This window comes from Nonomuraea sp. NPDC050451 (assembly GCF_044458585.1).
In genome coordinates this window covers 132,333-155,962 of the sequence record NZ_JBITHZ010000025.1, presented here as the reverse complement: position 1 = coordinate 155,962, position 23,630 = coordinate 132,333, and the positions used below count along the sequence as shown (strand labels likewise).

The 23,630-nt window shown below is 72.2% G+C and carries 14 protein-coding genes; 13 read left to right on the top strand and 1 reads right to left on the bottom strand.

Going from position 1 to position 23,630, the window contains the following annotated elements; genetic code table 11:
- Positions 1–44: 44 nt before the first annotated feature.
- Positions 45–1,580: an FAD-dependent monooxygenase gene (locus ACIBI9_RS46775; RefSeq protein WP_397232806.1), complete on the bottom strand. Its 1,536-nt coding sequence runs from the start codon at positions 1,578–1,580 to the stop codon at positions 45–47.
- 74 nt (positions 1,581–1,654) lie between these two features.
- Here ACIBI9_RS46775 and ACIBI9_RS46770 point away from each other — a divergent pair, with 74 nt between their 5' ends.
- From ACIBI9_RS46770 to ACIBI9_RS46710, 13 genes are all read left to right on the top strand, one after another.
- Positions 1,655–2,293, top strand: a complete 639-nt coding sequence (locus tag ACIBI9_RS46770) for a TetR/AcrR family transcriptional regulator (RefSeq protein ID WP_397232804.1) — start codon at positions 1,655–1,657, stop codon at positions 2,291–2,293.
- Between the two features lie 818 nt (positions 2,294–3,111).
- Positions 3,112–4,704: a hypothetical protein gene (locus ACIBI9_RS46765; protein WP_397232802.1), complete on the top strand. Its 1,593-nt coding sequence runs from the start codon at positions 3,112–3,114 to the stop codon at positions 4,702–4,704.
- A gap of 86 nt (positions 4,705–4,790) precedes the next feature.
- Positions 4,791–5,729: a hypothetical protein gene (locus ACIBI9_RS46760; protein ID WP_397232800.1), complete on the top strand. Its 939-nt coding sequence runs from the start codon at positions 4,791–4,793 to the stop codon at positions 5,727–5,729.
- Complete coding sequence (locus ACIBI9_RS46755) at positions 5,726–8,113, top strand: hypothetical protein (RefSeq protein WP_397232798.1); 2,388 nt, start codon at positions 5,726–5,728, stop codon at positions 8,111–8,113. The genes ACIBI9_RS46760 and ACIBI9_RS46755 overlap by 4 nt, the downstream gene beginning before the upstream one ends.
- Positions 8,110–9,267, top strand: a complete 1,158-nt coding sequence (locus tag ACIBI9_RS46750) for a hypothetical protein (protein WP_397232796.1) — start codon at positions 8,110–8,112, stop codon at positions 9,265–9,267. Before ACIBI9_RS46755 ends, ACIBI9_RS46750 begins: the two co-directional genes overlap by 4 nt.
- Positions 9,268–9,273: 6 nt before the next feature.
- Complete coding sequence (locus ACIBI9_RS46745) at positions 9,274–9,624, top strand: hypothetical protein (RefSeq protein WP_397232794.1); 351 nt, start codon at positions 9,274–9,276, stop codon at positions 9,622–9,624.
- Complete coding sequence (locus ACIBI9_RS46740; protein WP_397232792.1) at positions 9,621–11,135, top strand: vWA domain-containing protein; 1,515 nt, start codon at positions 9,621–9,623, stop codon at positions 11,133–11,135. Before ACIBI9_RS46745 ends, ACIBI9_RS46740 begins: the two co-directional genes overlap by 4 nt.
- Positions 11,136–11,480: a CU044_2847 family protein gene (locus ACIBI9_RS46735; protein WP_397232790.1), complete on the top strand. Its 345-nt coding sequence runs from the start codon at positions 11,136–11,138 to the stop codon at positions 11,478–11,480.
- A 5-nt stretch (positions 11,481–11,485) separates the two neighbouring features.
- A complete protein-coding gene (locus ACIBI9_RS46730; protein ID WP_397232870.1) occupies positions 11,486–13,333 on the top strand; it encodes a trypsin-like peptidase domain-containing protein in 1,848 nt (615 codons plus the stop codon).
- A gap of 183 nt (positions 13,334–13,516) precedes the next feature.
- Complete coding sequence (locus ACIBI9_RS46725; protein ID WP_397232788.1) at positions 13,517–14,398, top strand: AAA family ATPase; 882 nt, start codon at positions 13,517–13,519, stop codon at positions 14,396–14,398.
- On the top strand, positions 14,395–18,141 hold the full coding sequence (locus ACIBI9_RS46720; RefSeq protein WP_397232786.1) for an SAV_2336 N-terminal domain-related protein: 3,747 nt from the start codon (positions 14,395–14,397) through the stop codon (positions 18,139–18,141). The genes ACIBI9_RS46725 and ACIBI9_RS46720 overlap by 4 nt, the downstream gene beginning before the upstream one ends.
- A gap of 213 nt (positions 18,142–18,354) precedes the next feature.
- Positions 18,355–20,511: a VWA domain-containing protein gene (locus tag ACIBI9_RS46715; RefSeq protein ID WP_397232784.1), complete on the top strand. Its 2,157-nt coding sequence runs from the start codon at positions 18,355–18,357 to the stop codon at positions 20,509–20,511.
- 7 nt (positions 20,512–20,518) lie between these two features.
- Complete coding sequence (locus tag ACIBI9_RS46710) at positions 20,519–23,629, top strand: tubulin-like doman-containing protein (protein WP_397232782.1); 3,111 nt, start codon at positions 20,519–20,521, stop codon at positions 23,627–23,629.
- Position 23,630 lies beyond the last annotated feature (1 nt).

The following is a 23,630-nucleotide window of genomic DNA, read 5'->3' as shown; positions in this document are numbered from 1 at the left end:
GGCCCGGGGGCGGGGCGATGGCCAGGGGCGGGGCGGCCAGGGCCTCATGCGGGCAGCAGCCACGCGCACAGGGCGGCCGTCAGTGTGACCGTGTCGGCGGGAGCGGGGCCGGGAGCAGGAGCGGGAGCGGGGCCGGGGGCGGCGCCGGGGCCGGATGCCCACGCGACTGCCCCGTCCGGCCGGACGAGCGCTGCCGTCAGATCGTCGCGATCCTTGACGGTCGCCTCGACCACGTCCAGCACCCCGCGCCACGGCCCCGCCGCCTCCGCGATCTCCGGCTGCGACGGCGCGTGGACGAGCAGCGCCCGCCCGCTCCCGCACAGCTCCGAGAGCGTGCGCGTCTCCCCCGAACTCGTCACCAGCCGCAGGTCCGGGCAGGCGCGACCGGTCAGCGGGTGCGTGGCGGGGTACGGGAACTCGTACCGGGTGCCGAGCCCGTTCAGCATCCGGCCGAAGTAGCGGTTGACGTCCGGGAGGTCGAGCAGGTCCGACACGATGTCGCGCATGGCCGCCGCGTGCGCCCCCGGCAGCGACAACGCGGACTGGGCCCGCGTGTTGTGCAGGACAGCGGCGCCGACGGGGTGGCGTTCCGCGGTGTAGGTGTCGAGCAGGCCCTCGGGGGCGCGCCCGGCGACGGTGGCGGCGAGCTTCCAGCCCAGGTTGGCGGCGTCCATGAGGCCGAGGTTGAGTCCCTGGCCACCGTTCGGCGAGTGGACGTGGGCGGCGTCGCCCGCCAGCAGGACCCGGCCGCTCCGGTACGTGGCCGCCTGGCGGGCCCCGTCGGTGAACCGCAGCGGGCCGTTCACCTGCGGGAGCTCGACGTCCACGCCCGTCACCCGGAGCAGGCTCTGGCGCATCTCCTCGGCGGTCAGCGGCAGCCCGCGATCTTCGGGGAACCCGTCGAACTCGATCGTCGCCACCATCCCGGGCGCCCGCATCAGCCGGCCCGCTGGGGTCCAGCCCGGCTCGGGGAGCCGGTCGAGGCCGGGGGCGTCGGTCAGGACCCGCCGTACGACGCTCGTGGGTTCGGTGCCGGGGAAGTCGAACCCCGCCAGCTTGCGCACGGTCGAGCGTCCCCCGTCGCAGCCGACCAGGTACGGCGCGGACAAACGCCGCTCCCCTGCCGGGGTGGCGACGGTGACGGTGACGCCGGAGTCGTCCTGGGTCAGGGCGACGACCTCGCACTCACGCGACACGCCGCCCTCTCCCCCGCCGATCGAGGCGAGGTGTTCGGCGAGGACCCGTTCGAGGTCCCGTTGCCAGATCAGCGTGCCGACCCGGTCCGGCTCCTCCTGCAGGGCTGGGTCGATCTTGAAGATCTGCGCGAAGTGCCCCTTCTCGCTGCCGTGGTCGCGCGCCTTGTCGGCAAGGCCCTGCTCCCTGTACGCGTCCAGGACCCCGCCCAGCCCACGGCGGCGCAGCGCCTCGGCGGCCAGCGGGCCGATCCCGCGCGCCTTGGGCTCGGCGCTCGGCTCGGCGAGCCGTTCCAGCACCAGCGGCCTGGCTCCGGCGAGCCGTAACTCGGCGGCGAGCAGCAGCCCCACGGGCCCGGCCCCGACCACGATGACGTCGGCATCCATCGTCGCTCCCTAAACTAGACTAGACCGTCTCGTCTCGTAGACTAGTCCTCATCCGAAGGAAGTGGGTACAGACCATGGCCGAGCACGGCCCGCGACGCTCCCCGGTCAAGCGCCGGGCCATCCTCGACGCCGCGATCAAGGTGTTCACCGACCAGGGGTACGCCCGGACGAGCGTGGACGCCATCGCCGCGGTGGCGGGGGTGGGCAAGCAGACCGTGTACGGCCACTTCGGGGACAAGGAGCAGCTGTTCCTCGCCGCGGTCCAGGAGGCCAGGTCGGCGGTGAGCACCACGCCGGTCGCAGGCGACACGGAGGGCATGCCGGGCATGTCGGGCATCGTCTTCAGCGGGGATCCGCGCGAGGACCTCACCGCGCTCGGCGGGCAGATCCTCGACATCGCACTCTCACCCCGCGTGTCCGCGCTGCACCGGCTGACCATCGCGGAGGTGGCGCACCATCCGGAGCTCCAGCGCACCTGGCGGGAGAGCTCGGCGTCGGCGGACCACGCGGTGGTCGACTACCTGCGCGACTGCGACGCCGACGGACGGCTGCGGATCCCGGACCCGGCCAAGGCGGCGCGCCAGTTCTCGCACCTGGTGATCAGCGAAGGACGGGTCGAGACGGCGTACGGGATGCTGCCGCTGCGGCCCGAACGGCGCCACGCCATCGCCGCCGACGCCGCGGACCTCATCATCCGCGCCCACCGCCCCTGACACCGCACGAGGCACCACATGGGGAGACGCTGCCGCACGATCGCCACCCGCGCGGACACACAGGTCCCGTGATGCCACCCGCGCGGACACACGGGTTCCGTGATCCCACCCGCGCAGACACACGGGCTCCGTGATCCCACTCGCGGGCCGGCAAGCCCTTGATCGCCGCACACCGATTCGCGACCTCTTGATCGGCCGCGCGGCTGCCAGCCCCCATGGTCGCGTGCCGCTCCAGGACGCACCGGCGACCTGGCCAGTGCAGGGCGGTTGCGCCATGACGCACCCCTCCGCCGCTCCAGCCGACCGTCCCCCAAGGCCGCACGCCAGTCAGGGGAGGCCGTCGCGTGATCACGCGCGCGGTTCGTTCACCGCGGCGCGGGCCGCGGCGCATCTACGTGGTGGATTCAGAAGGGCCGGAGATAACCCTTTAGGACGACCCTTTCCAGCGATTATCACGTTTCGTGATGCACCTTGAACAAAATGCAAGAGACACATCACATGACAGCGTGCCGAGAAATATCCTGATTGCCACGTGGGCGAGGGCTCGGGGTGTGTGGAGGGGCATGTACGCGCATGGATAGAAAGCACCCTGGAAAAAAATGGTGAGATGTCCTATCTGTCGGTCTTGGGCATCAAGTGAACAATGTGACCAGTGTGCCTGGCGGGTTCGTACGCCACTCATTCTCGGACCGGCGACACCCGAACTGCACCGGAATTTCCGTTCCCATCTGGAGCGCGCCCAAGCCCGGCACGACATCTGTGCCGCGCTCCGGGCCACGGGAGCTCCTGGCGAGGAGGACGGGCAGCTGCTCCAGGAGTTGCTGGACCGCGCCGTCAGAGGCACCTCGGCAGCTGAGGAGACGGTCGAGAGCTGCCGCACCCGGCTCCGCATCGAGCGGGTGCCGCGCTGGCCGCTGAAAGACGTGTTGAGTCAGATGCTCGGCCACGTGATCAGGGGCGAGATCTCGGGGCTGCTGGTCGTCGGCCTGGGCGCGGACCGGGTGGCGGCGCGCAAGATCAAGGCGGGCAAGCACGGGACACCGCTGGAAGTGGACGGCCCGGACTGGAGCAGGACCTGGGAGGAGATCGGCACCGGCCTGCCGGCGGACCGTACGATCTGCCGGTTCGTCCTCGCCGGCGGCGTGGGCGACCAGCCCGACGACGTGCTGGACGCCGCCTCCCACGCCGACGCCCTCTATGCCCAGCTGGACAGCGCGTACGCCCTCACCAGCGGCCGGGTGGCGCTGGCCCTCGTGCTGGACCGGCCGGGCTGGCCACTGCTGGACCAGGTGGCGCGGGAGCTGGCCCGGCACCGGCAGCCGGTCGCCGCGCTCCATGGGGAGGACTTCGACAAGGCCGTCCAGCAGATGATCGACCGATCGCCGTTGCGCGAGCCGTACGCGCTGGTGCTGGGGCAGATCGACGCCGACAAGGGCACGGCCTCGCTGGTCACGCGGACGCTGTTCGAGACCGGCACGGTGCCGGGCAAGGACGTGCAGAAGGCGCTGACCGTCCAGGCACCGGAGGCGATCAGCGGCGGGGTGTGCCTGCCGGTGGTCAGGTTCACGTGGGGGCCGCCCGAGACCTGGGAGCTGGTGGGCAGCGGCTTCCTGCCGCTCGGGCCGGGCGAGAGCGCCGGACTGTGGGCGGTGCTCGACGGCGTCGACCGGGTCCGCCTGGTCGGCCAGACCAAGGAGGTGCAGCCCGACCGCAGATCCTGGTCCGAGCTCTACAAGTCGTTCTCCGTCTGGACGCAGCGGCGGCGGACCGTCGACCTGGTCTTCCTGCTGGAGCTGAACACCACGGAGGACAGGATCTCACTCGACCGGCGCGGGCTGGTCCGCGAGGTGATCACCAAGGCGAGCCGGGCACTGGCCGCACGCGATCTGCTGCGGGTCGGGTTGGTCGGCTACCGCGACCACGGCAGCAGGCGGCTGTACCGCACGGAACCCGTGGTCGACACCGTGCCGCTCGGCCGCCCCGACGAGGCCCGCGCCCGGCTCGACGACTGGGACAACGGCCCGGCCCATCCCACGACGGCGGCGCTGTCGGACGCCCTCCACGCCGCGTCGGAAATCCCGTGGCGAGATCGCAGCGCCCGGTTCGTGGTCACCGTTGGAGACCGTATGCCCTGCGGCACGGATCAGTTCAGCAAGCTGACGCCGGAGATCTGCCCCGGCCGGCGTTCCTGGAAGCGCGGCCTCGAGCAGGTCAAGCGGGACGGCGCGCGTTGCCTCGCGGTGGTGAGCGGGAAACGCCGGATCAAAGGGGACCGATCGTGGGAGGCCATCGGTGAGAACGGCCGCTTCGACGCGGACAGGGTGACGGCGGATGATCTTCTGGAAGCTCTGGGGCTGGCGGGCGACTTCCCGTTCGCGCAGATCGCGGCCGGCGAGGAGGGGTCGCCGTGACTGAGACCCCGCAACCACCCGTACGGCGTCTGCCCGACCGCCTGCCGGAACTCGAGGCGGAGGCCGTGTCCCCCACCCGCCCGGCCGTGCTCTCTCCCGGGCTCCCTCCCGGCCCCGACGATGACGCCGACGTTCCGTTCGCCCCGCCCGCGGACGTGGCCAAGGGCATGCGGATCGGCCTGTGGGGAGCGAGCGCCAGCGGCAAGACGACCTTCGTGAACGCTCTGGCCCACGTCGCCAACAACACCACCGATTACGGCAGGTGGCGGGTCATGGGCATGGACGACGGCGAGCGGACCTTCCTCACCGAGGGCAAGCAGCGCCTGATCAACGAGGGCGGTTTCCCCGAGGCCACCATCTCCGGCAGCGAGCTCCGCTTCGGTTTCGCGGGGCAGCGCCTGGACGGCACGGAGACCCATTTCGTGCTGCACGTCCAGGACCGGCCCGGCGGCGACTTCCACGACCGCAGCGCGGACATGGAGCAGGTGGCCTCTCAGCTCGCCCAGTGCCAGGGCTTCGTGCTGCTCTTCGACCCGCTCCGGGAGCGGCGCGACTCCAACAGCGCCGACTACCTGTTCGGCATGCTGGAGCACATCACCACGCTGCTCGTGAAATCCGGAGAGACCAAGCTCTATCTGCCGTTCGAGGTCGCGGTCTGCGTGACGAAATGGGATGACCCAGGCGTGTTCATGCCCGCCCGCGCGGCCGGCTGGGGCACCCAGGACAAGCCGGACGGCGCGCCACGGGTAAAAGATCACGATGCGAAGGCCTATTTCACCTGGGCGTGCCGCTATTTCGGCGCCGACGTCGGGCAGCGCGTCGACCGGATCATTGAAAAGTATTTCGATCCGGCGCGCACCTGCTATTTCGTCTCCTCTTCCGTCGGCTTCCGGCGGTACGACGGCGAACGTTTCGACGCCCGGAAATTCGCCAATGTGCAGGGCAACCGGATCAGCCAGATCAATCCGATCAATGTGATCGAGCCCTTTCTGGAGCTCGAGCGAAGGCTCCGGAGAAGGCGATGAGCGGGCGGAGCGTACTCACGGAGTGGGCGGTGATGTCCAAGCCGCCCGGAGCGACGGACGACTACCGGATCGTCGACTGCAGCCTCGGCGAGGACGATCACATGCGGTTCGGGCAGCTCATCAGGCTCGTCAATCCGGGCACCCCGCGCGGCCGCCGCGACGGGGCCATGGACGCGCTGCCCTGGGTGACCTTCAGCGCCCCGGAGGCCAGCGGCGACGGACGCCGCTGGTCGGCCGTCGCGGTGCGGGAATGGTCGGACGAGCTGGACGCCAGTGACCGGGCGATCATGCCGACCCGGTACTTCACCTTTCCCTATGAGGACGGCGCCCAGGTCGGCATCGGCTACCGCGACCTCTACGAGGCCGTCCTGCGTACACCGTCGCCGGGTCCGAGCGGCGAGCAGGTCAGGCTCGAACTGCCCCACCTCGGCACCGGGCGGTACACCGCCGGGCAGGTCGGGCTGCGGTGGTGCGCCGGGGTGGCGGCGCTGCTGCTCGAAGGGCCGGTCGTGCTGACCGACGCGCCCCCGCTGAGCCCGCTCGACCGGCTGGACTGCCTGGATGCCGTCGTCGCCTTCCTCCCGTACGGCATCCGCGCCTCGCTGACGGCGAGCACGTGGGCCGACAACATCGCGGACCATCGCATCCGGCTGATGTTCGGCGAGTGGGCGAGGACGCGCCAGCTCGAAGTGCGCTGGGGTGCGCCGCCGCCGCCCCCGGCCGACGAGGACGCGCAGGTCTACCTGCGATGGATCTCCACCATGCTGGAGTCCGACCCGGACGAGCTGCTCCACCGGCTGAGCGGGTTGCGCGAGCCGCTTGAGTTCAACAGCCCCCAGCTGCGCCTCGCCCTGGAGAGGCTGCAGGACAGCAAGGCCCTGTCGGTGATCCACCGGCTCGACGACGGCGTCCCGGCGGAGGAGCAGCGGGCCGCGGTGCGCGACCCCTCCTTCGACCGGCTGACGCACGCGCAGCGGACCGAGCTGCTGCGGTGCCTGGTGGAGCGGGCCGCACCCGAGGATCTCGCGGTGCTGGACACACACTGGCCGTCGGTCGCGCCGGTCGCGCTGGCGCTGGCGGGCCGGCGGCTCGCCGTACGGGATCCGCGCCTGGCCCGCGCCTACCTGAGGCTCGCGGACCAGCACGGGCAGCGTGACGACTGGCTGGCCGGCCTCCTCGACCAGCCCGCCGTGCCGGACGACGCCGCGGTCCCGCTGCTGGTGCCGGGCGGCCCGCCCGGGAGCCTGACCTGCGCGGCCCTGCTGACCAGGCCCCTTGCCCTCTACCGCCTGATCACCCAGCTGGTGGCGGAGAACTCGGCGGAGGACCTGCGCGCGTGGGTGCGTTACTACACCGGGCGCGAATTCGCCGAGACCTGCCCGATCTGGCTGCTGGCCTACGCCTCGGTGCTGCGCACCCCGCCCAAGCCGCCTCCGGAGCAGACGCTGACCAGCCTCCACGACGTCGGCGGCGACATGGCGCTCGTCATCCTGCTCCGGGCCGCGGCCGCCGCGTCCCGGGTGGAGGTGGTGCTCCAGCCCGCGCCGTACTCCCACCTGCTCGGGCTCGCGCTTGGCCCGGCCGTCCCCGCCCGGGTGGAGCTCGCCAAGCTGCTCTCCGACATCGTGCAGGCGCCGATCGAGGCGGGCGCCCTCCTCGACGTGCTCGCCGCCCTGGTCGGGACGGAGCCCCGTTGGGCGCTCGCGGCGGAGAGCCACGCCGTACGACGGTACGCCGCGAGCTTCGTGAGGATCTGGGAGCAGCTTCCGTCGCAACAGCTCCGGCTGGAGGTGGCCCGCCGGATCGTCTCGCCGCTGGATCACCGGCACCCTCTCCTGAACGAGCTGGGAAGGCGGGAGAAGGCGCTGGCGGAGATCATCGACCGGCAGCGGGTCAACGCCAACCCGGCCGTGCGGTCCCTGCTGACGGCGGCGGAGAATGACACGCGGCCCCCGCAGCTGGCCCTGCTGTGGACGCTGGCGCTGGAGTCGGTGGGTGCGGCGTTCGACCCGGGACCGCTCCTGGCTCGCTGGCCGAGCTCCCGGGACCCGGGCGCCGTCCACGAGCTGCTCCGATACCTGCGGCAGGAGTCGGCCCGCCGCGGCGTGCTCTCCGACGCCGGCTGCCGCAGGCTGGTGGAGGTCGTCGTGCACCACCCGGGTGTCCCCGAGTACGCCGAATGGGTCCGCCGCAGGGTGCCACGGGACATCGACTACCTGCGTGCCGAGGTGCACCGGCTGGAGTGGCTGCTGGAGACCGCGAGCGCCGGTCGCGCCGGCAACCGGCCGCGAGCCGCCCGGCTCAAGCTGCTCGGCGTCCTGCGCCGCCTTGTGCGCAACCTGCTTCTCGGCCGTGGCGGCACAACAGACCGGGAGGACTCGTGAGGCTGGGCATCGACGCGGGCTGGGCGTACATCAAGGTGGCCGAGGTGAGCCCGGCCGGGCCCGCCCTGATCACGCAGCTGGGCGCCACCACGCGGTTCGAGGGCAGCCCCGAGCGCGTGGTCCTGGCGGTCGCGGAGGGCGCCAGGGAGCGCGCGATCGCCAACGCCCGCCGCGCCGGATTCCGCGACTTCACCACCCTGAGCCTGCCCAGGGCGGTCCTGCTCCACCTCGGCGCGGAGCAGCGGATCGGTCCCGGCCGCAGGGTCCTGCTGTGCGACGTCGGCGCCGCCTGGATCGACCTCTACCTGTGCTTTTTCGGCCACTCCGTGATCTATGTCCTGGACAGCGAGCATCGGGCCTCCCTCGACCTCGGCGCCGCCGTCGACCGGTTACAGGGCGCGAACGTCACCGACCGGCGCTTCGACCGGCGGGACAAGGCGTCGGAGGCGCGTTTGCGTAAGCTGCTCGCCCATGTCACACGCGACAAGGCGTGGGGCGACACCCGGGCCTACGGGGACCTGACGACCGCGCAGATGTACGAGCTCGTCCACCAGGTCGCCGACCTGGCCGCGCAGTCGGCCGCGCTCATGCGGGACCGGCTGGGCGACTTCGGCGGCCGGCCCGGCGACGTCCTGATCCCGCTCGGAGGCGCCGGCACCTTCTCCCTCGTGCACGAGGCCCTTCGCGAGGCGCTCGGCCTGGACGAGCGAGCCATGCTCCTGCTGTCGCCCGACGAGGTCGTCAACGCCGCCGCGTACGGTGCGGCCAGAGTCGCGGCCGGCCAGGACGAACGCGACCGCTACCCCTTGCGCCTGTCCCTCGCCGCCCACCGGTTCGAGGGCGCCGAAGTGCTGGGCGAGTGGCTCGAACTGGCCGCCCCCGGCCGACTCCGGCTGGGTGACGAGGCGGTCTACGCGCACGAGGAGAGCGGGCCGGTGCTGGTCGAGGACGGGCACCGTGTCGTGGTCGCGGTGGGCGACGATCCCGCCGGCGGCCGGCACCTGACCTTCGATCACCAGATCAGCCGCGGCGAGTATCGCCTCGGCGTGCGCGTCGGCCACAGCGGGCACGGTGAACTCCTCTTCGCGCCCGCGAACGGCAAAGCCGCCCCGTTCTCCCTGCCTCTGGGCACCCTTCCGGCCTACAGCGAATAGAGCGCCATGAACCCGTCAATCGCCCTGCAGAAGCTCGCCGGCATCGTCAAGGAACTCCGGTCCGGCGACGCCCCGCTGGCCCGGCTCAGGCTGCTGGAGTGCGCCTTCGAGCTGGCCGAGGAGGCGGTCCGTAAGTGCCCCGAGGACCTGATCATCGACGCTGCGGCCATCTTGGACAAGGCCCTCGCCGAGAGCACGGCGTTCAAGAAGAGCGCGCTGGCCATGCTCGACCGAGGCGAGGTCGGAGCCACCAAGCGGGGCCAGATCGAGACGAACCTCGACAGCCTGGACGGCCTGGGTCAGGACGTCGCCCTGAGGCGCAACACGGATTACCTGATGAAGGAGGGCGATTCGTGAGGGCCCGAGCGATCCTGGCCGCCCTCATGCTGGTGGCCTGGCCGCTGTCCGCGCCCGCGGCGGCGGATCCGGAGCCCACGGCCCTCTACGAGGCACTCGACCTGAAGGAACGTCCCGCCGACTACATCGTGCTGCTCGACACGTCCGGCACGATGAGCTCGCAGCAGAAGGCCGTCAAGCAGCAGCTCAAGGGCCTGTTGAAGGCCAAGGGCGAGCGGGACGGCGTCACCCTGGTCCGCTTCGACAGGAGGCCCTACCACCGCAGCGCGCTTGAGACGGACAAGGACATCGACGGCCTGCCCACCCCGGCCGGCGAGTACACCGACATCGGCCGGGCCCTGGAGTGGGTCGTGCGCTACCTGCGCGAGCACCCGAGCCGGCTGGCCGCGGTCATGCTCGTCAGCGACGGCATACAGGAGCCGGCACCAGGGAGCCCGTATGGCAGCGCGGACGGGCCCGCCTGGGACAAGCTGCGCGACCAGGCCGCCGGGCTGAAGCCCCAGCCGCTGCTCTACACCTTCCCGTTCGGCGGAGCCGACGTCCGGCGCCACCAGGACGAGATCGTGGAGCGGGTCTTCCCCGCGAACGCGCAGATCCTGGACCCGCGGCAGAGCCAGGCCGCCAAGGATCTGTCGATGGTCAAGGACGACTCGCTCCGCGCCGAGGCCAGGCGGCGGGTGGCCGGAGATCTCAAGCGGGGCGTCGCCGCCACCTGGAAACAGCCGGACGTGCGGCTGGACCCGGCCCGGGGCACCGGCTCGCTCACGCTCGACGTGCGGTCGCAGACCGAGGTGCTGCCGCTGGAGCTCAGCGCGGTCGAGGTCGAGGTCTCGGACGGCAAGGAGCGCGTGACGGGCCGCTCCGCCCTGCCGGCGCCGATCCGGATCGAGCCCGGCCGCACCGTGTCGGTGCCGATCGAGCTGTCGTGGGCCGAGCCGTCTCTCGTCCGTGTCCAGCCGGTCGTCCTCGACCTGTCCCGGACCGTCCGGGTCGGCGCGACCGTCCGGACGCCGTGGGAGGGCGATCTCGGCCTGCTGGGCCTGAGCTACGGGAAGCAGAAGATCAGCACTGACGCGGCGCGCGTGACCGGCTCCTACCGGGGCTCCCCCTCCTGGTGGGCCGCCGCCGTCGCGGTCGTGCTCGTCGCGGCGCTGATCATGCCGCTGCTGTGGTGGCGGCGGGCCCGGAGGCGGCGGCTGCCGAAGATGACCGGCGTGCTCTGGTCGGCGTACGTCAAGGACGCCGAGGACGCATGGGACGAGCACACCCTGGGCCCCGTCCAGCTCGGCGGGCGGCGGTCGGTCCGCACCTCCGAACTGGCTCCCGACCTGGACCTGCCCGGGGGCAGCGTCAAGGGAACCGTGGACGTGCGGGCGGCCGCGGACGGCATCAGGATCACGTACGCGCCGGAGGGCCTGCCCGGCCGCAGCGACGCCGCCACCTGCCCCCTCGGCCAGAGGGTCATGATCAACGGCGTCGAGTTCACCTACAGGACAACCAGTGAGGACTGAATGAGGACTTTCGAGAAGGTCGAGCTCAGTACCGGCGAGACGATCTGGGTGGCGGCCACCGTCGCGCCCGCCGACCAGGAGCACGACGACGGGCCGCAGGACGTCTTCGGCGGCAGGACGGTCAAGAAGCTCCAGGGGTTCGGGGAGACTCTGGGCGGCATCGTCAGCAGCGTGCACAAGTCCATGGCCGGGATCAGGCCGGACGAGGTGAGCCTGGAATTCGGCCTGGAGGTCGGCTGCCAGGCCGGGGAATGGCTGGCCGGGCTCGCCGACGTCAGCACCAACGCCAGCGTCACCGTGACGCTGACCTGGACCCGCGCCGAGGAGGGCGAGCTTCCCACGTGAGCCTCATGGCCCTCCTGGACCGATGCGCCGTCGCCGTCTGCGGGCACGACGGCGGCGCGCTGAGGGGAACCGGCTTCCTGGTCACGCCCAGGCACGTGCTCACGTGCGCGCACGTGCTGGGCGAGCTCGAAGCCACCTCCGTGGGGGCCAAGCTGGACCTCGTCCGGCCGGGCCGGGATGAGCCGCTGACCGGCACGGTGCGTCAGGTCCTGCCGCCGGGGAAAGGCCCGGAGAAGATGTGGGCCATGCCCGATCTCGCCGTGGTGGAGATCGACGGCGATCCGGGCGAACGCGCGTGTGCCTGGATCGGCTTCGGCCTGCCCGACCTGGACGACCATCACCGGCTCGCGGCCTGTGCCGACAACTACCGCCCCGCGGAGTACGGCCGCGACCGCCTCAGGTTCACGCATCCGTCCTCCACCCTCGTGGACGACTTCGACGAGTGCGAGCTGCGCATCAAGCTGGTGGAGGTCACCGGCGGCTGTTCCGGCGCTCCGGTGATCCACCTCAAGAGCGGTGCGGTCCGCGGCGTCATGAAGACCACGCGCCGCACCAACGACGACCTCGGCGGCCTGGCCGTGAGCCTCCTCCAGCTGGCGCGGCTGCGGCCCGCCCTCTATCAGCACATCTGGCGGGAGAACATCCGCTTCCACGCCTCCGCCCCGGCCTGGATCAGGGAGCGGGCGAAGCTGCTGGGCAGGCGCGCGCGGGCCGAGGCCGACCTGCTCATCCTGCTGGCCGGGCAGCCGCCGCCGGACGATCCGGCCGGGCTGCTCGCCCGGGCCAACCCGGAACGGGCCGAGCCGGACCTCGTACGCGACTACTGGGACATCGCCCACCACGTGTTCGGCGACGACGCCGGGCGGGACCTCCATCCCGTGCTGGGCCTGATCAAGGAGCTGCTCCCGATCTTCGGCCAGAGCGAACGGGACCGGCTCCTGGAATGCGGTGACCTGTGGGCGGAGATCGTCGATCAGGAGCGGGCCTGGCGCATCGCGCTGCGGAGCACGGCGGCGGATCCGCCCCCGGAGGAGGCGCCAGCCGTCGCCGTCCATGTCGGCCTCGACCTGCAGGCCCGCCAGGCCGGGGCGCCGCTCTACCGGTATGCGATCGCCGAATCGGCCGCCCACCGCCCGCACCGCAATCCCGTTCCCCTGCGCCGGGGCGAGCTGGAGGAGGCGCTGAAGAGGGATCTCCTCGGCCCGCTGATCAGGCTCGGCCGCGCCCTGGGCGAGCCCAAGGTCTACCTGAACCTCCCCGGCGAGCTGCTGGACCTCGGTGTGGAGGAGTGGACCGGCCTGGTGGAGCAGCAGAAGGACATGTCCCTGGGCACGCGCTTCCCGATCGTCGTCCGGGACCACACCTCGGGCAGGGGTTTCCGGAACTGGCGCGACACCCGCTGGGAGACGCTGAAGGACGCTATGCCGCTCCCGCTGCACCAGATCGGCTGCCGGCATGAGCTGGTCACCTATTCCGCCGGCCAGCGCGCAGGCTGGTTCTCGGTGCGGATCAAGGAGCGTGCCGGGTTCATGCTCTCCTGCGGCTCGGACGAGCTCCTCAGGTGCGCGATCGGGCTCGGCGTACCGGTCGCGCTGTGGTGGCGGTCGCCCTGCCCGGGGCCGGAGCAGAGCCCCGGCGCTGAGCCCTGTCCCGGGGCGGTCAGGATGGCCCGCCTCACCGCGGAGCTCGCGCACGTCCGCCTCGCGACGCTGCCGGAGAAGGTCAGAGAGCTGCGCGGCGAGGCTCAGATCGACGGGGCGGACCATTGCGGCGCCGGTCTCGTCCTGCTTTTCGACGATCCTTTCACCGCTGATTATCTGCGTTTCGATTATGACGCTTTCCATTCCTCCTGATCCGCCTAGACTCGAACCGAGGAGGCTGAATTGCAGTCGCCGGTCGATGGGTTCACGTGGCCTATATACAGGGGCTCGGGCCAACCCCGCGTCTGCCATTCCTTCGGGCCGGTGCCGCCCTGGCGTGCTTTCTCGACGGAGAGTCCGTCCGGCGATTCACCGGACGCCCCCGAGCTGACCGGCGTGGCCTTTCGGCGCGGGGAGACCTACCAGACGGCGGGCGCCGTAGGCCCGGACGGCCTGACCGACGAGGCCAGGATGGTCAACGCCGCGCTCATCCTCCGCCGGCCGCTGCTGGTGACGGGGGATCCGGGCAGCGGCAAGTCGAGCCTCGCCTACCGCATCGCCTACGAGCTGGGCCTGGGGGCGGTGCTCCGCTGGCAGGTCACCAGCCGCTCGAAACTCGTCGACGGCCTGTACTCCTATGACGCGGTGGCCAGGCTGCACGACGCGCAGCTCGCCAAGAGGGGCCAGCCGATGCCACCGGTCGGCCACTACATCCAGCTCGGGCCGCTGGGCACCGCCCTGTACCCGCACCGGCGACCGCGGGTCGTGCTCATCGACGAGATCGACAAGGGCGACTTCGACCTCCCGAACGACCTGCTCAACGCCCTCGACGAGGGAGAGTTCCCCATCAAGCAGCTGGTGCGCCCCATGACCGCCGAGGAGGAGACCGCGCAGGTCCTCACCGCGGAGAGGCAGTCGGTCCAGGTCCGCGGCGGGATCGTGCGGTGCGCGAACTTCCCGGTCATCGTCATGACCAGCAACGGCGAACGGGAGTTCCCGCCCGCCTTCCTGCGCCGCTGCCTCCAGCTGCGGATCGAGCACCACAAGGAGCGGGCTCACCTGGGCAAGGTCCTCCGGGCACAGCTGCCCGGCGTGGCCGACGAAGCGGTGGCGGACGGGATCGCGGAGTTCGTCAAGTCGTCGCAGTCCGGGCAGTTTCCGGTGGACCAGCTGCTGTCGGCGGTCTTCATGATCAAGGACGTCCGCGACCGCAAGCTCCGCGAGCAGCTGCTCAAGCTCGCGATGCAGCCGATCGACGGGCCACAGGAGCGGGAATGAGCCTCGACCGCTGGCTGGAGCTGCTCCGGGCGAGAGGCGTCGACCTGAACGCCCGCGAACTGCTCGACGCGGCCTGGCTCGCCGCGCACATGACCCCCCAGGCAGAAGCCCGACAGGCGGCCCCGGAACCCCGGCATCCGGACGAGCCGCCGGCGGAACCCGAACCGGAACCGCCGCGGCGGCCGCCCGCGGCGGCACCCGTACCGCCGCGGAAGGTCGCGATCGCCGGCGGTCTGCCGCCCCGGCCGCGCCCTGCGCCGGAACGGCCCGAGCGCTCCTCGCGCGAGGATCCGGACGCCGCCGAAGCGGTGTCGGTCGAGCTGTTCGCCTATCCGCACGCGATCGAGCGTCCGCGAGAGTTCGTACGTGCCCTGCGCCCGTTCCGCAGATACGTCGACGCGGGCGGGGAGATCGACGTGGACGAGGAGCGGACGGTCGAGCGGATCGCGCACGAGCGGATCTGGTCCCCCGTCCTGCGGCCGGCCTCGGGCCGCTGGCTCGACGTGGCCTTCGTCGTGGACGCGAGTGTTTCGATGCGGGTCTGGCGTCCGCTGGCAAGGGAGCTGCACGACCTGCTCCTCCAGGTCCCCTTCCGCGACGTCCGGCTGTGGTACATGCACGGGAGCGACGGGCGGGTGCGGATCAGCGCCTCGGCCACGCCGGGCGCGGAGTCGCATGATCCGGCCGCGCTGATCGACGTGACGGGGCGGCGGCTGACGCTCGTGCTGACCGACGGCTGCGGGCCGATGTGGCGTGACGGCACGGCCGGCGCCGCGCTGCGCAAATGGGCCGACGCCGGGCCGTCGGCGATCCTGCACCCGCTGCCGGAGGAGCTGTGGGATCGCACGGCCCTGGCGCCCGTTCCGGGGCTGCTGCACTCTCCGGTGCCCGCCCAGGCGAACCGCTCGCTGACATTCCAGGCGCTCTCCGGCGAGAAGCCGGAGGGCACGCCCGTCCCCGTCATCCGGCCGGAAGGGCCGTGGCTGGCGCCCTGGGCCAGGCTGGTGACCGGTTCGCTGGACCACGGGCTGATCTGCGCCGTGACCATGGCGGGCGGCACGCCCCCAGCCAAGATCCCCAGGCCGTCCCGGCAGGACGCCGCCACTCGGGTGGCGGGTTTCCGCCAGGGCGCCTCCACGCACGCCTACCGCCTGGCCGGCTACCTGTCCTACACCGAGCCCCTCGACCTGGGCCTGATGTGGCTGGTGCAGCGCTCGATGTTCCGCGAGGCCGATCCGCTGCCGATGGCCGAGGTCCTGCTGAGCGGCCTGTTGCGGCGTCAGGGCGAGACGGAGACGTTCGCCTTCCAGCCCGGTGTGCGATCCGTCCTGCAGAGCGCGCTGCCCGCGGCGGAGGCACAGCGGGTGCGGGCGGCGGTGTCCGCGGAGATCGGCCGCCGCACCGCCGGCATCGGGCGCAAGCAGCGCTTCTGGGCCATGGTGGCGCCCGGTTCCGGCGGTGAGCCGTGGACGCTGCAGGAGGCTTTCGCCGATCTCGAGAGCGCCGGGCTGCTGCCGCCGGGGATCGGCCCGGCTCAGCCGGGCCTTTCCGGCGCCGACGTCCCGGCGTTGCGGCGGCTCTGGGGTGAGGCGCTGCGCGAGCGCCGGCCCGGGGATCCCCGCCGGTACGGCACCGCGGTCTCCCTCGCCGTCGCCCTGCTGGCACGCGCCCGCCAAGACGATGACCGGAGCGCGCTCGACGACTGCGTGGCCCTGTTGTCCCGCGCACGGGGCGAAGCCGAACTGGCCGGCCGGGATGGGCTCGACGTGATCGACGGCCACCTCGGCTGGGCGATGCTGACGCGGTTCCGGTGGGACTGCGACCCGCTGACACTCACCGAGGCCAAGGTGACCTTCCCCGACGCCGCCGAAGGGCAGGAGGCTCGCCCGCGAGACGTGTGCGGCCTGGCCTTGGCCGCCGTCGAGAGCGCCCGGTGGATCGACGAGCCTGCCGATCGCGAGCTGCTGCTGCGCTGCGCCACCGCCTTGCGGGCCCCTTCCCCGCGCGACCCGGCCCACCCTCTCATGGCGGGCACGCTGGCCAGGATCCTGCTCGTCCTGGACGAGAGCGGGCGCGAACACGCCATCGGCCTGCTCCGCCGGGCCGTCTCTGCCGCCCAGGACGACGACCCCGACGTGCTGGCCTGCCGGGCGGATCTGGGCGCTCATCTGCTGGCCGAGTTCCGCCGCAGCGGGCGCGGCGAGACACTGGCGGAGGCGGCCGAGCAGCTACGGCTGGCGCAGCGCTCCTGCGCCGCCGGCGAGCCGCTGCTCGCCTGGATCTGGGCCGGGCTGGGACGGGTCCATCTGGAGGAGTTCCGGCTGAAACGCACCTCGTCCTCCCTGGAGCAGGGGGAGGAGGCGCTGCGGCGGGCACTCGACCGGCTGGGCCGCCTGCCGCTGCCCCGCGATCACCGCCTGGCCTGCGACGTCCTGAACGACCTGGGCGAGGTGCGGCTCGAACGGTTCGCGATCGAACGCCGGCCGGGCGTCGCCGACGACGCCCGCGTACTCCTGCTCAGGGCCCGGGACCGCGACGGCAGCCGGTCGGCGAGCATCGACGAGAGCCTGTCGCGGCTGCTCATCGCCCGGTATGAGAGCTTCCAGGACGTTCACGACCTCTGGGGGGCGGCGGACCACCTGCAGCGGCTGACCGAGTCCGACGCCGAGCCGCCGGTGCGTTTGCGTGCGGCCCGGACCTGGGCGGGCTGCGAGGTGTCGGCCGGACGCTGGCACCGCGCCTCGGCCGCCTACGCCCAGGCCATCAGCCTCTGCGGGAAGGTCGGCCGGGCGGCCGACGAGGACCTGTCCACCCTGTGCAGTGAGGCCGCCGCCGTCGAGCTGGAGCGGGGCGACGCCGCCGGCGCGCTGCGGCTGGCGCAGGCCGGGCTGCGCCGGTTGACGGACCACCGCAGGTCCACCCTGCCCGGCCTGCCCGCGCCCCGCGGGCCGATGGTCTTGATCAACGTGTGTGAGCGGCGCACCGACGCCCTGGTGCTCAACGCGAGCCGGATCGAGGTGCTGCACCTGAGCGGCGTCAGCCTGGACGACGTCAACAGGAACGCCCGCGACCTGCTCACCGCCACGCGACAGCCAGGCTGGGCCGACGACGAGCCGATCGCGGACACGCTGGCGTGGTTGTGGCAGCTCGTCGGCGAGCCCGTACTGGCCCATCTCGGGTGGCTCGGCCGGGCTCCGGGACAGCAACGACGGCGGTTGTGGTGGTCGGCGGCGGGCGCCCTGAGCTTCCTCCCCCTGCACGCGGCGAGCGACGGCAAACGGACGATGTTCGACCACGTCATCTCCTCCTACCTCGCCGACACGCGCGACGGGCTACGCACGCCGGCCGCGAGGAGCGTGCGGACCGCGGACCTGTCGCGTACCGATCCCTATGAACCGGCCCGGAGCAAGGTGCGTTTCGAGGGCACCTGGCACCAGGTGGCGGAGCTGGCGAGCTCGCCGGGCCGGCTCGCGGTGCTGCCCCGGCACGAGGTGATCTCCGGCTTGGGCGAGCCCGCGGACGGCGCGGCGCCGCTGCCTGCGCACCTGCTGGCGGCCTTCCGCGAGGTGGTGGCCGTCATGTGGCCGGTGCCGGAGGAGGTCCGCCTGGCGCTCCAGGACGTCAGCCGGCAGGCGGGCGAGCGCTCGACGGCCTGGCACGTGCACGACGTCGCCCTTGAGCTTCGCCGCCGCTTCCCGGCCCAGCCGCGCATCTGGGCCGCTCTCCGTCACTTCGGCGCCTGACCCGCCGTTTCTCCCCTTAGGATTTCAATATGTCTGCATCGTAATCGAATTTCGGGCCTACTTAATCAGACTTGCGTTGCGTCCATAACTGCGGCAGAAACTTCTGGTGGCCTCTCTCCGTTCTGCGGATAGGTAAAACGGCAACTGTGAGGAAATGTGCGCGTCACTTCATCCCTCAGGTCCCTTCTCGCCCTGGCCGTAACCGCTGCTGTGGTGCTCTTGCCGACGGCCGCGAGGGCTTCGCAGCCCTCTGACGTCAAACCCGTCCGCGTCGTCGTCCTGGTCGACGAGTCCGGCAGCCTGTCCGGCTCCGACGTCGCCCGTGAACGGGCCGCCAGCCAGCTCATCGCCCTCAGCGAGCTCTCGCCGCAGTCGCAGGTGGCCGTGGTCGGCTTCGGGAGCTCCAACGGTCCCGGCCAGGCGGCCGTGGACATCGCCTGCCCGCTGACCGGCGTGGAGACGGCCCAGGACCGCGAGTCGCTGAGCCGGTGCGTGGAGAAGCTGCGCCGCCGTGCCGCCAATGAGGGCGGCGACACCGACCACGCCGCCGCCCTGGAGCAGGCCCTCGACATCATGAACACGCCCGACGACCGGCAGCGGGCGAAGATCGTGTTCCTGCTGACCGACGGCGTCCTCGACGTACGGAACAGCCCGCAGTACGGCGCCGACGCCCAGGCGCGCAACCGCAACGCCCGGGCGCAGATCGACCGGAGCCTCCGGGACGCCGAGAAGGCGCACGTGCAGATCTGGCCGCTGGGTTTCGGCTCGGCCGACAAGACGAGCCTCGACGCCTTCGCCGCGGGCGGCTGGCGGCAGCCCTGCGGCGACCAGGAGACGGCCACGCCCCGCGCGAGGGTGGTCGCGAGCTCGGCGGACGTGGAGCGATCCCTGCTCGAGGCGTTCGCCTACGCCCGGTGCGCGGGCATCGAGCGGTCGGTCACCGACTCCCTCGAACCGAACGCCACCATCGACCTCCAGGTCAACATCCCGATCGTCGCGACCGACGGCTCGATCGTGGTGGTCAAGCGCGACCGGCGCATCCGGGTGACCTACTTCGACCCCGACGGCAACCAGGTGCCCAAGCAGGGCGAGCAGAACGACTCGACCTTCCAGGTCGCCGGCGAGGCCGGCCCGGTGGAGTCGCTGCGCATCCGCAACCCGCTGCCCGGCAGGTGGCGGGTCCGGCTGACCTCGCCACCGGGTGTCAGCCGCCAGGACGTCAGCGCGACCGTCGTCTGGCAGGGCGCGCTGCGCGCCTCCATCTCCCTGAGCAACCCCCGGCCGCGTCCCGGCGAGCAGGTGGCCGTCCGGCTGCGCCTGCAGACCAGGACCGGCACGATCACCGACCCGGCGGCGCTGGAGGGCCTGCGCTTCACCGCCCGGATGTCCGGCGACGGCTTCCAGGAGCTCCCCATCGACCTGCGCGACACGGGTGACGGCCCGGACCGCGCCCGGGGCGACGGCGAATACTCCGGCCAGGTCACCATCCCGGCCTCGGCCACCGGCGCCCTGTCCTTCCTGGGCAAGGTCACCGGTCCGGGTGTCGCCGGCGACGAGCGCCCGTACGCGACCCGCGTCGCCGGGCCCGCCGACCGGCTCCGCGCCCAGGTGCAGCTCGACGCGGCCACCGTCGAGCCGGGCGGGGAGGTCTCCGGCACCGTACGGGTGACCAACGACGCCGAGCCCGCCCAGCTCGCCCTGCGGCTCATCGACGTCCCGGGCACGGTGAGCCTGTCCGTCCAGCGGTTCCAGGCGCCGGCGGGCGCCTCCGAGCACGCACTCAAGCTGCGGATCGGCGCCGACGCGCCCAAGGGCCCGGTCGGCGGCTCGGTCCAGGTGGTCGACGCGGCCGGGCAGGTGGTGGCCGAGGAGTTCGTCGACGTCGACGTCCAGCCGCCCACCCCGCTGTGGCAGCGGCTGCTCCAAGCCCTCCTGGTCCTCCTGCTGATCGTGGCGGTGGCCCTGCCGCTGCTGCTCGTCAGGAGGCGCGCGCGGATGCGGGCGGCCGATCCGAGCGAGCTGACCTTCTACCTCTTCGAACGGCCGGGCGAGCCGTACGTCAGCAAGATGCAGGCGCCCCTCGGCGAGGGACCCGAGTTCACCTTCGAGATCTCCGGCGGCCGCCTGGTGCGCACGTTCGGCACCGGTTACACGGCCCGGCGGGGCGGCGGGCAGACCGTCATGGTCCGCGACCCGTCCGGGCAGGAGCTGGAGCCGCTGCGCCCCGGGCGCCCGATCCCGCTGCCCGGCGGCATGTTCCTCGGCGTCGACGACGCCCGGGTCAAGGGCGCGGAGCAACCCGTGTACGGCTCGCGGGAGCCGTACCAGAGCAGGACCCACAGACCGATGCCAGGCGACGACCTGTTGTGAGGGGCGCATGAGGATCTTCGATCCGATGATGTTCGTGGGGCTCGGCGGCACCGGCTGCCGGGTCGGAGTGGAGCTGGAGCGGCGGCTGCGGGACGAGCTGTGCGGTCCGGACGGCATGGACCTGATCAGAAACTTCAGCTGGCAGAACTACCAGCCCTACGAATTGCCCTCCTGCCTGCAGTTCGTCTATGTCGACCTCAACGAGGCCGAGCTGACCCGCACCCGGCGCCGGGTGGTGCCGACCGAGCGGGAGTTCCCGGCTGCCGGCCGGACCGCCCACCTGATCCACGACGTGGTGCCGAAATTCGACTCCTACCCGGAGGTGGCCCGCAGCCTGCGGGCGACGTCGAGCGACCACGTCAAGGACTGGCTGCCGCCGCGCGAGCAGGAGCCGCTGGTCGCCCCGCTGATGCGCGGCGCCGGGCAGCTGCCCACGGTGGCCAGGGCGGCGCTGTTCGAGCGGATGCGGCACGGCCCCGGGCCGGTGGTTCAGGGCATCGACGACGCCATCGGCGCGATCAGCAACTCGGGCAGCGAGCTGGCCGCGCTGGGCGGCCGGCTGAGACGCAGCTGCGACGTCTTCGTGGCCTTCTCGGTGGCGGGCGGCACCGGCAGCGGCATCTTCTACGACTATCTGCACCTGATCGGCGACGCCTTCGCCCGCAACCACATCAGGGCGCGGATCTACCCGCTGGTCGTCATGCCGTCGGCCTTCGCCGAGGGCAAGGGCGGCGGCCGCCGGGCCCGCCTTAATGCCGGAGCCAGCCTGCTGGACCTGTTCCGGCTGGTCGACGACCAGAACGCGCCGCACGCCGGCACGCAGGTCGACGAGCAGGGCATCGCCGGCGAGCTCGGCGTGCGCTACCCCGGCAAGGGCGAGGTACGGCTGGCCACCGGCACCGTGCAGACGGCGTTCCTGTTCACCATGCCGCCCGGCGTCGAGCGGGACGACCTGCACCGCTCGATCGCCTCCCTGATCGTCTCGCTGGCCGGCACCCAGCCGCGCGGCTCGGGCGAGGGCGGCGGCATGGAGGACCGCGGCGAGTCCTCCTTCGCCGACGACTTCATCAACCGGGCCGTGGAACGCGAGGTGGCGGCGGCCTCCGGCATCGGCAACCGGGGCGTTTCCACGGCGTTCGTCTCCTCCATGACCGTCCCCGTGGAGGAGCTGGCCGACCTGGTCAGCTCCCGGCTGCTGGCCCGCGCGGTGACGCAGCTCGAAGCCGTGCCGCCGGGCGCCGCCGAGAGCAACGTCGACGAGATCCGGCGCATGTTCACCACCACCAACCTCGAACCGCTCAACACCCGCGAGCCGCTGCCGCTGCCGGACGTCCGCCCCGCCACCGGCGCGGCCGAGATCCAGAAGTCGCTGGCCAACCGGATGCGGGCGATGGAGGACAACCTGGCCTCGCTCGAACGGCAGCTCAACCGCGTCGTGCCGACCCTGGCCCAGGAGATGGACGTGCGCCGCGGCGCCCTCGAAGCGCTCGGCCAGGTCGACCCGTTCCGGCTGCGGCGGGTGGTGGTCGGCCTGCCCGGCGACGTGCACGAGGCCGACCGGCTGGGCTTCGCCGGGCTCCTGGACCACCGCAGGGCGCAGCCTCGCAAGCCGTACGACAACATGACCGAGGCCCCGCCGCAGCCGCGGCCGATGCGTGACCGGCTGCTGCGCAAGGCGCAGTGGACCGACCCCGAGGTCCAGGCGTCGATCGCCGACCAGGACACCTGGTACCTGTGGCGCAGCCAGGCGCTCTGGCACCGGGCGTGGGCCGACCAGATGCCCCGCTGGGAGCCGCGCCGCAAGCAGCTCATCCGCGAGGTGCGCGAGTTCACGCAGGTCTTCGCCGAGCACGCCGAGGCCGACGCCGAGCGCTTCGCGCGCCGGGCCGGCGAGCTCTACGAGACCCGCGTCGGCGTCTACCACCTGCTGCCGCCCGCGGGCGCGGAGTCCTTCTACGACGCGGTCGTCCGCCGCTTCGTCGACGTCTTCGTCTCCCGCCAGCTGCTGCGCCCCACCGACGGGGAGGCCGCCGTGGCCAACGCGCTGATCAGCCCGGACGGCTGGCGGCACGCCTACGACCTGGCCTGGCGGACGGGCAAGCCGGCCGACGCGCTCACCTGGGTGCGCGACCGGCTCAAGCTGGAGGTCAAGAAGCTCTTCAAGGACCAGGACGAGGCCGCCGCGCTGGGCGAGCAGCCGCTGCTGCCCTCCCTGGCCGACATCCTCGCCCAGGCCGCCTCCGGCGGCGGCGACGACCCGCACGTACGGCAGTTCCAGCTCAAGCTGGCCGACCTGGTGCCGGGCGGCTTCACCCCCGACGGCACCGGCGACCTGAAGGTGCTGGTCTCCTATCCGGCGCCGGCCAAGGATCCCGCCCTCGAACGGTTCCTCAAGGACCGGATCGACCTGCCGGGCGTGCCCGACTTCCGCAACATCGACGCCGACTCGGTGACCGTCGTGCAACTGCGCACCTCAATGAGCGTCACCCAGGTCCGCGAGCTGCGCGAGGTGCTGCACAGCTGGGCCGACGCGCTGCGCGACGAACGGCCGCAGGACCACCTGAAGTGGCGCCAGCGGCTCGGCTACGACTTCGGCTACCTGGCCACGACCGAGGAGCACCGGGTCCGGATCCTGCACCGGCTGCTCTGCCTGCTGTGGAACGGCCGGGTCAGCGTGGTGGAGGGCGAGCTGAGCTCGCCGGCGCGGATCCGGATCGACGTCGAGGGCGGCTCGATGACGCTCCCTCTGACCGGGTACGGCAAGGCCTCCTCGTGGCCGAGCATGCTGCGGGCCTACGAGCAGTGGGTGATCGGCGGCGACGAGGAGTTCCGCAGCCTGGTCAGCGAGCAGCTCATGAACGCCACCCCGAAGGGCCTGGCGGGCGCCCCGAGCGTGCCGGACCCGCTCTACCACCTCGTCACCGGCATGTCCGCCGACCAGCTCGGCCTGCTGGAGATCATGGTGCCCAAGCTGCCGTCGGGCGCGCGCAACCGGGCCGACCAGCTGATCACCTTCTGGGCGCACACCCTGCCCGCCGCCCTGGACCTGCCGTTCGAGCGGGTCGCCGAGGCGGTCGCCTACAACCTGCGCGACCTGGACGCGCTCCTCGGGGAGTGAG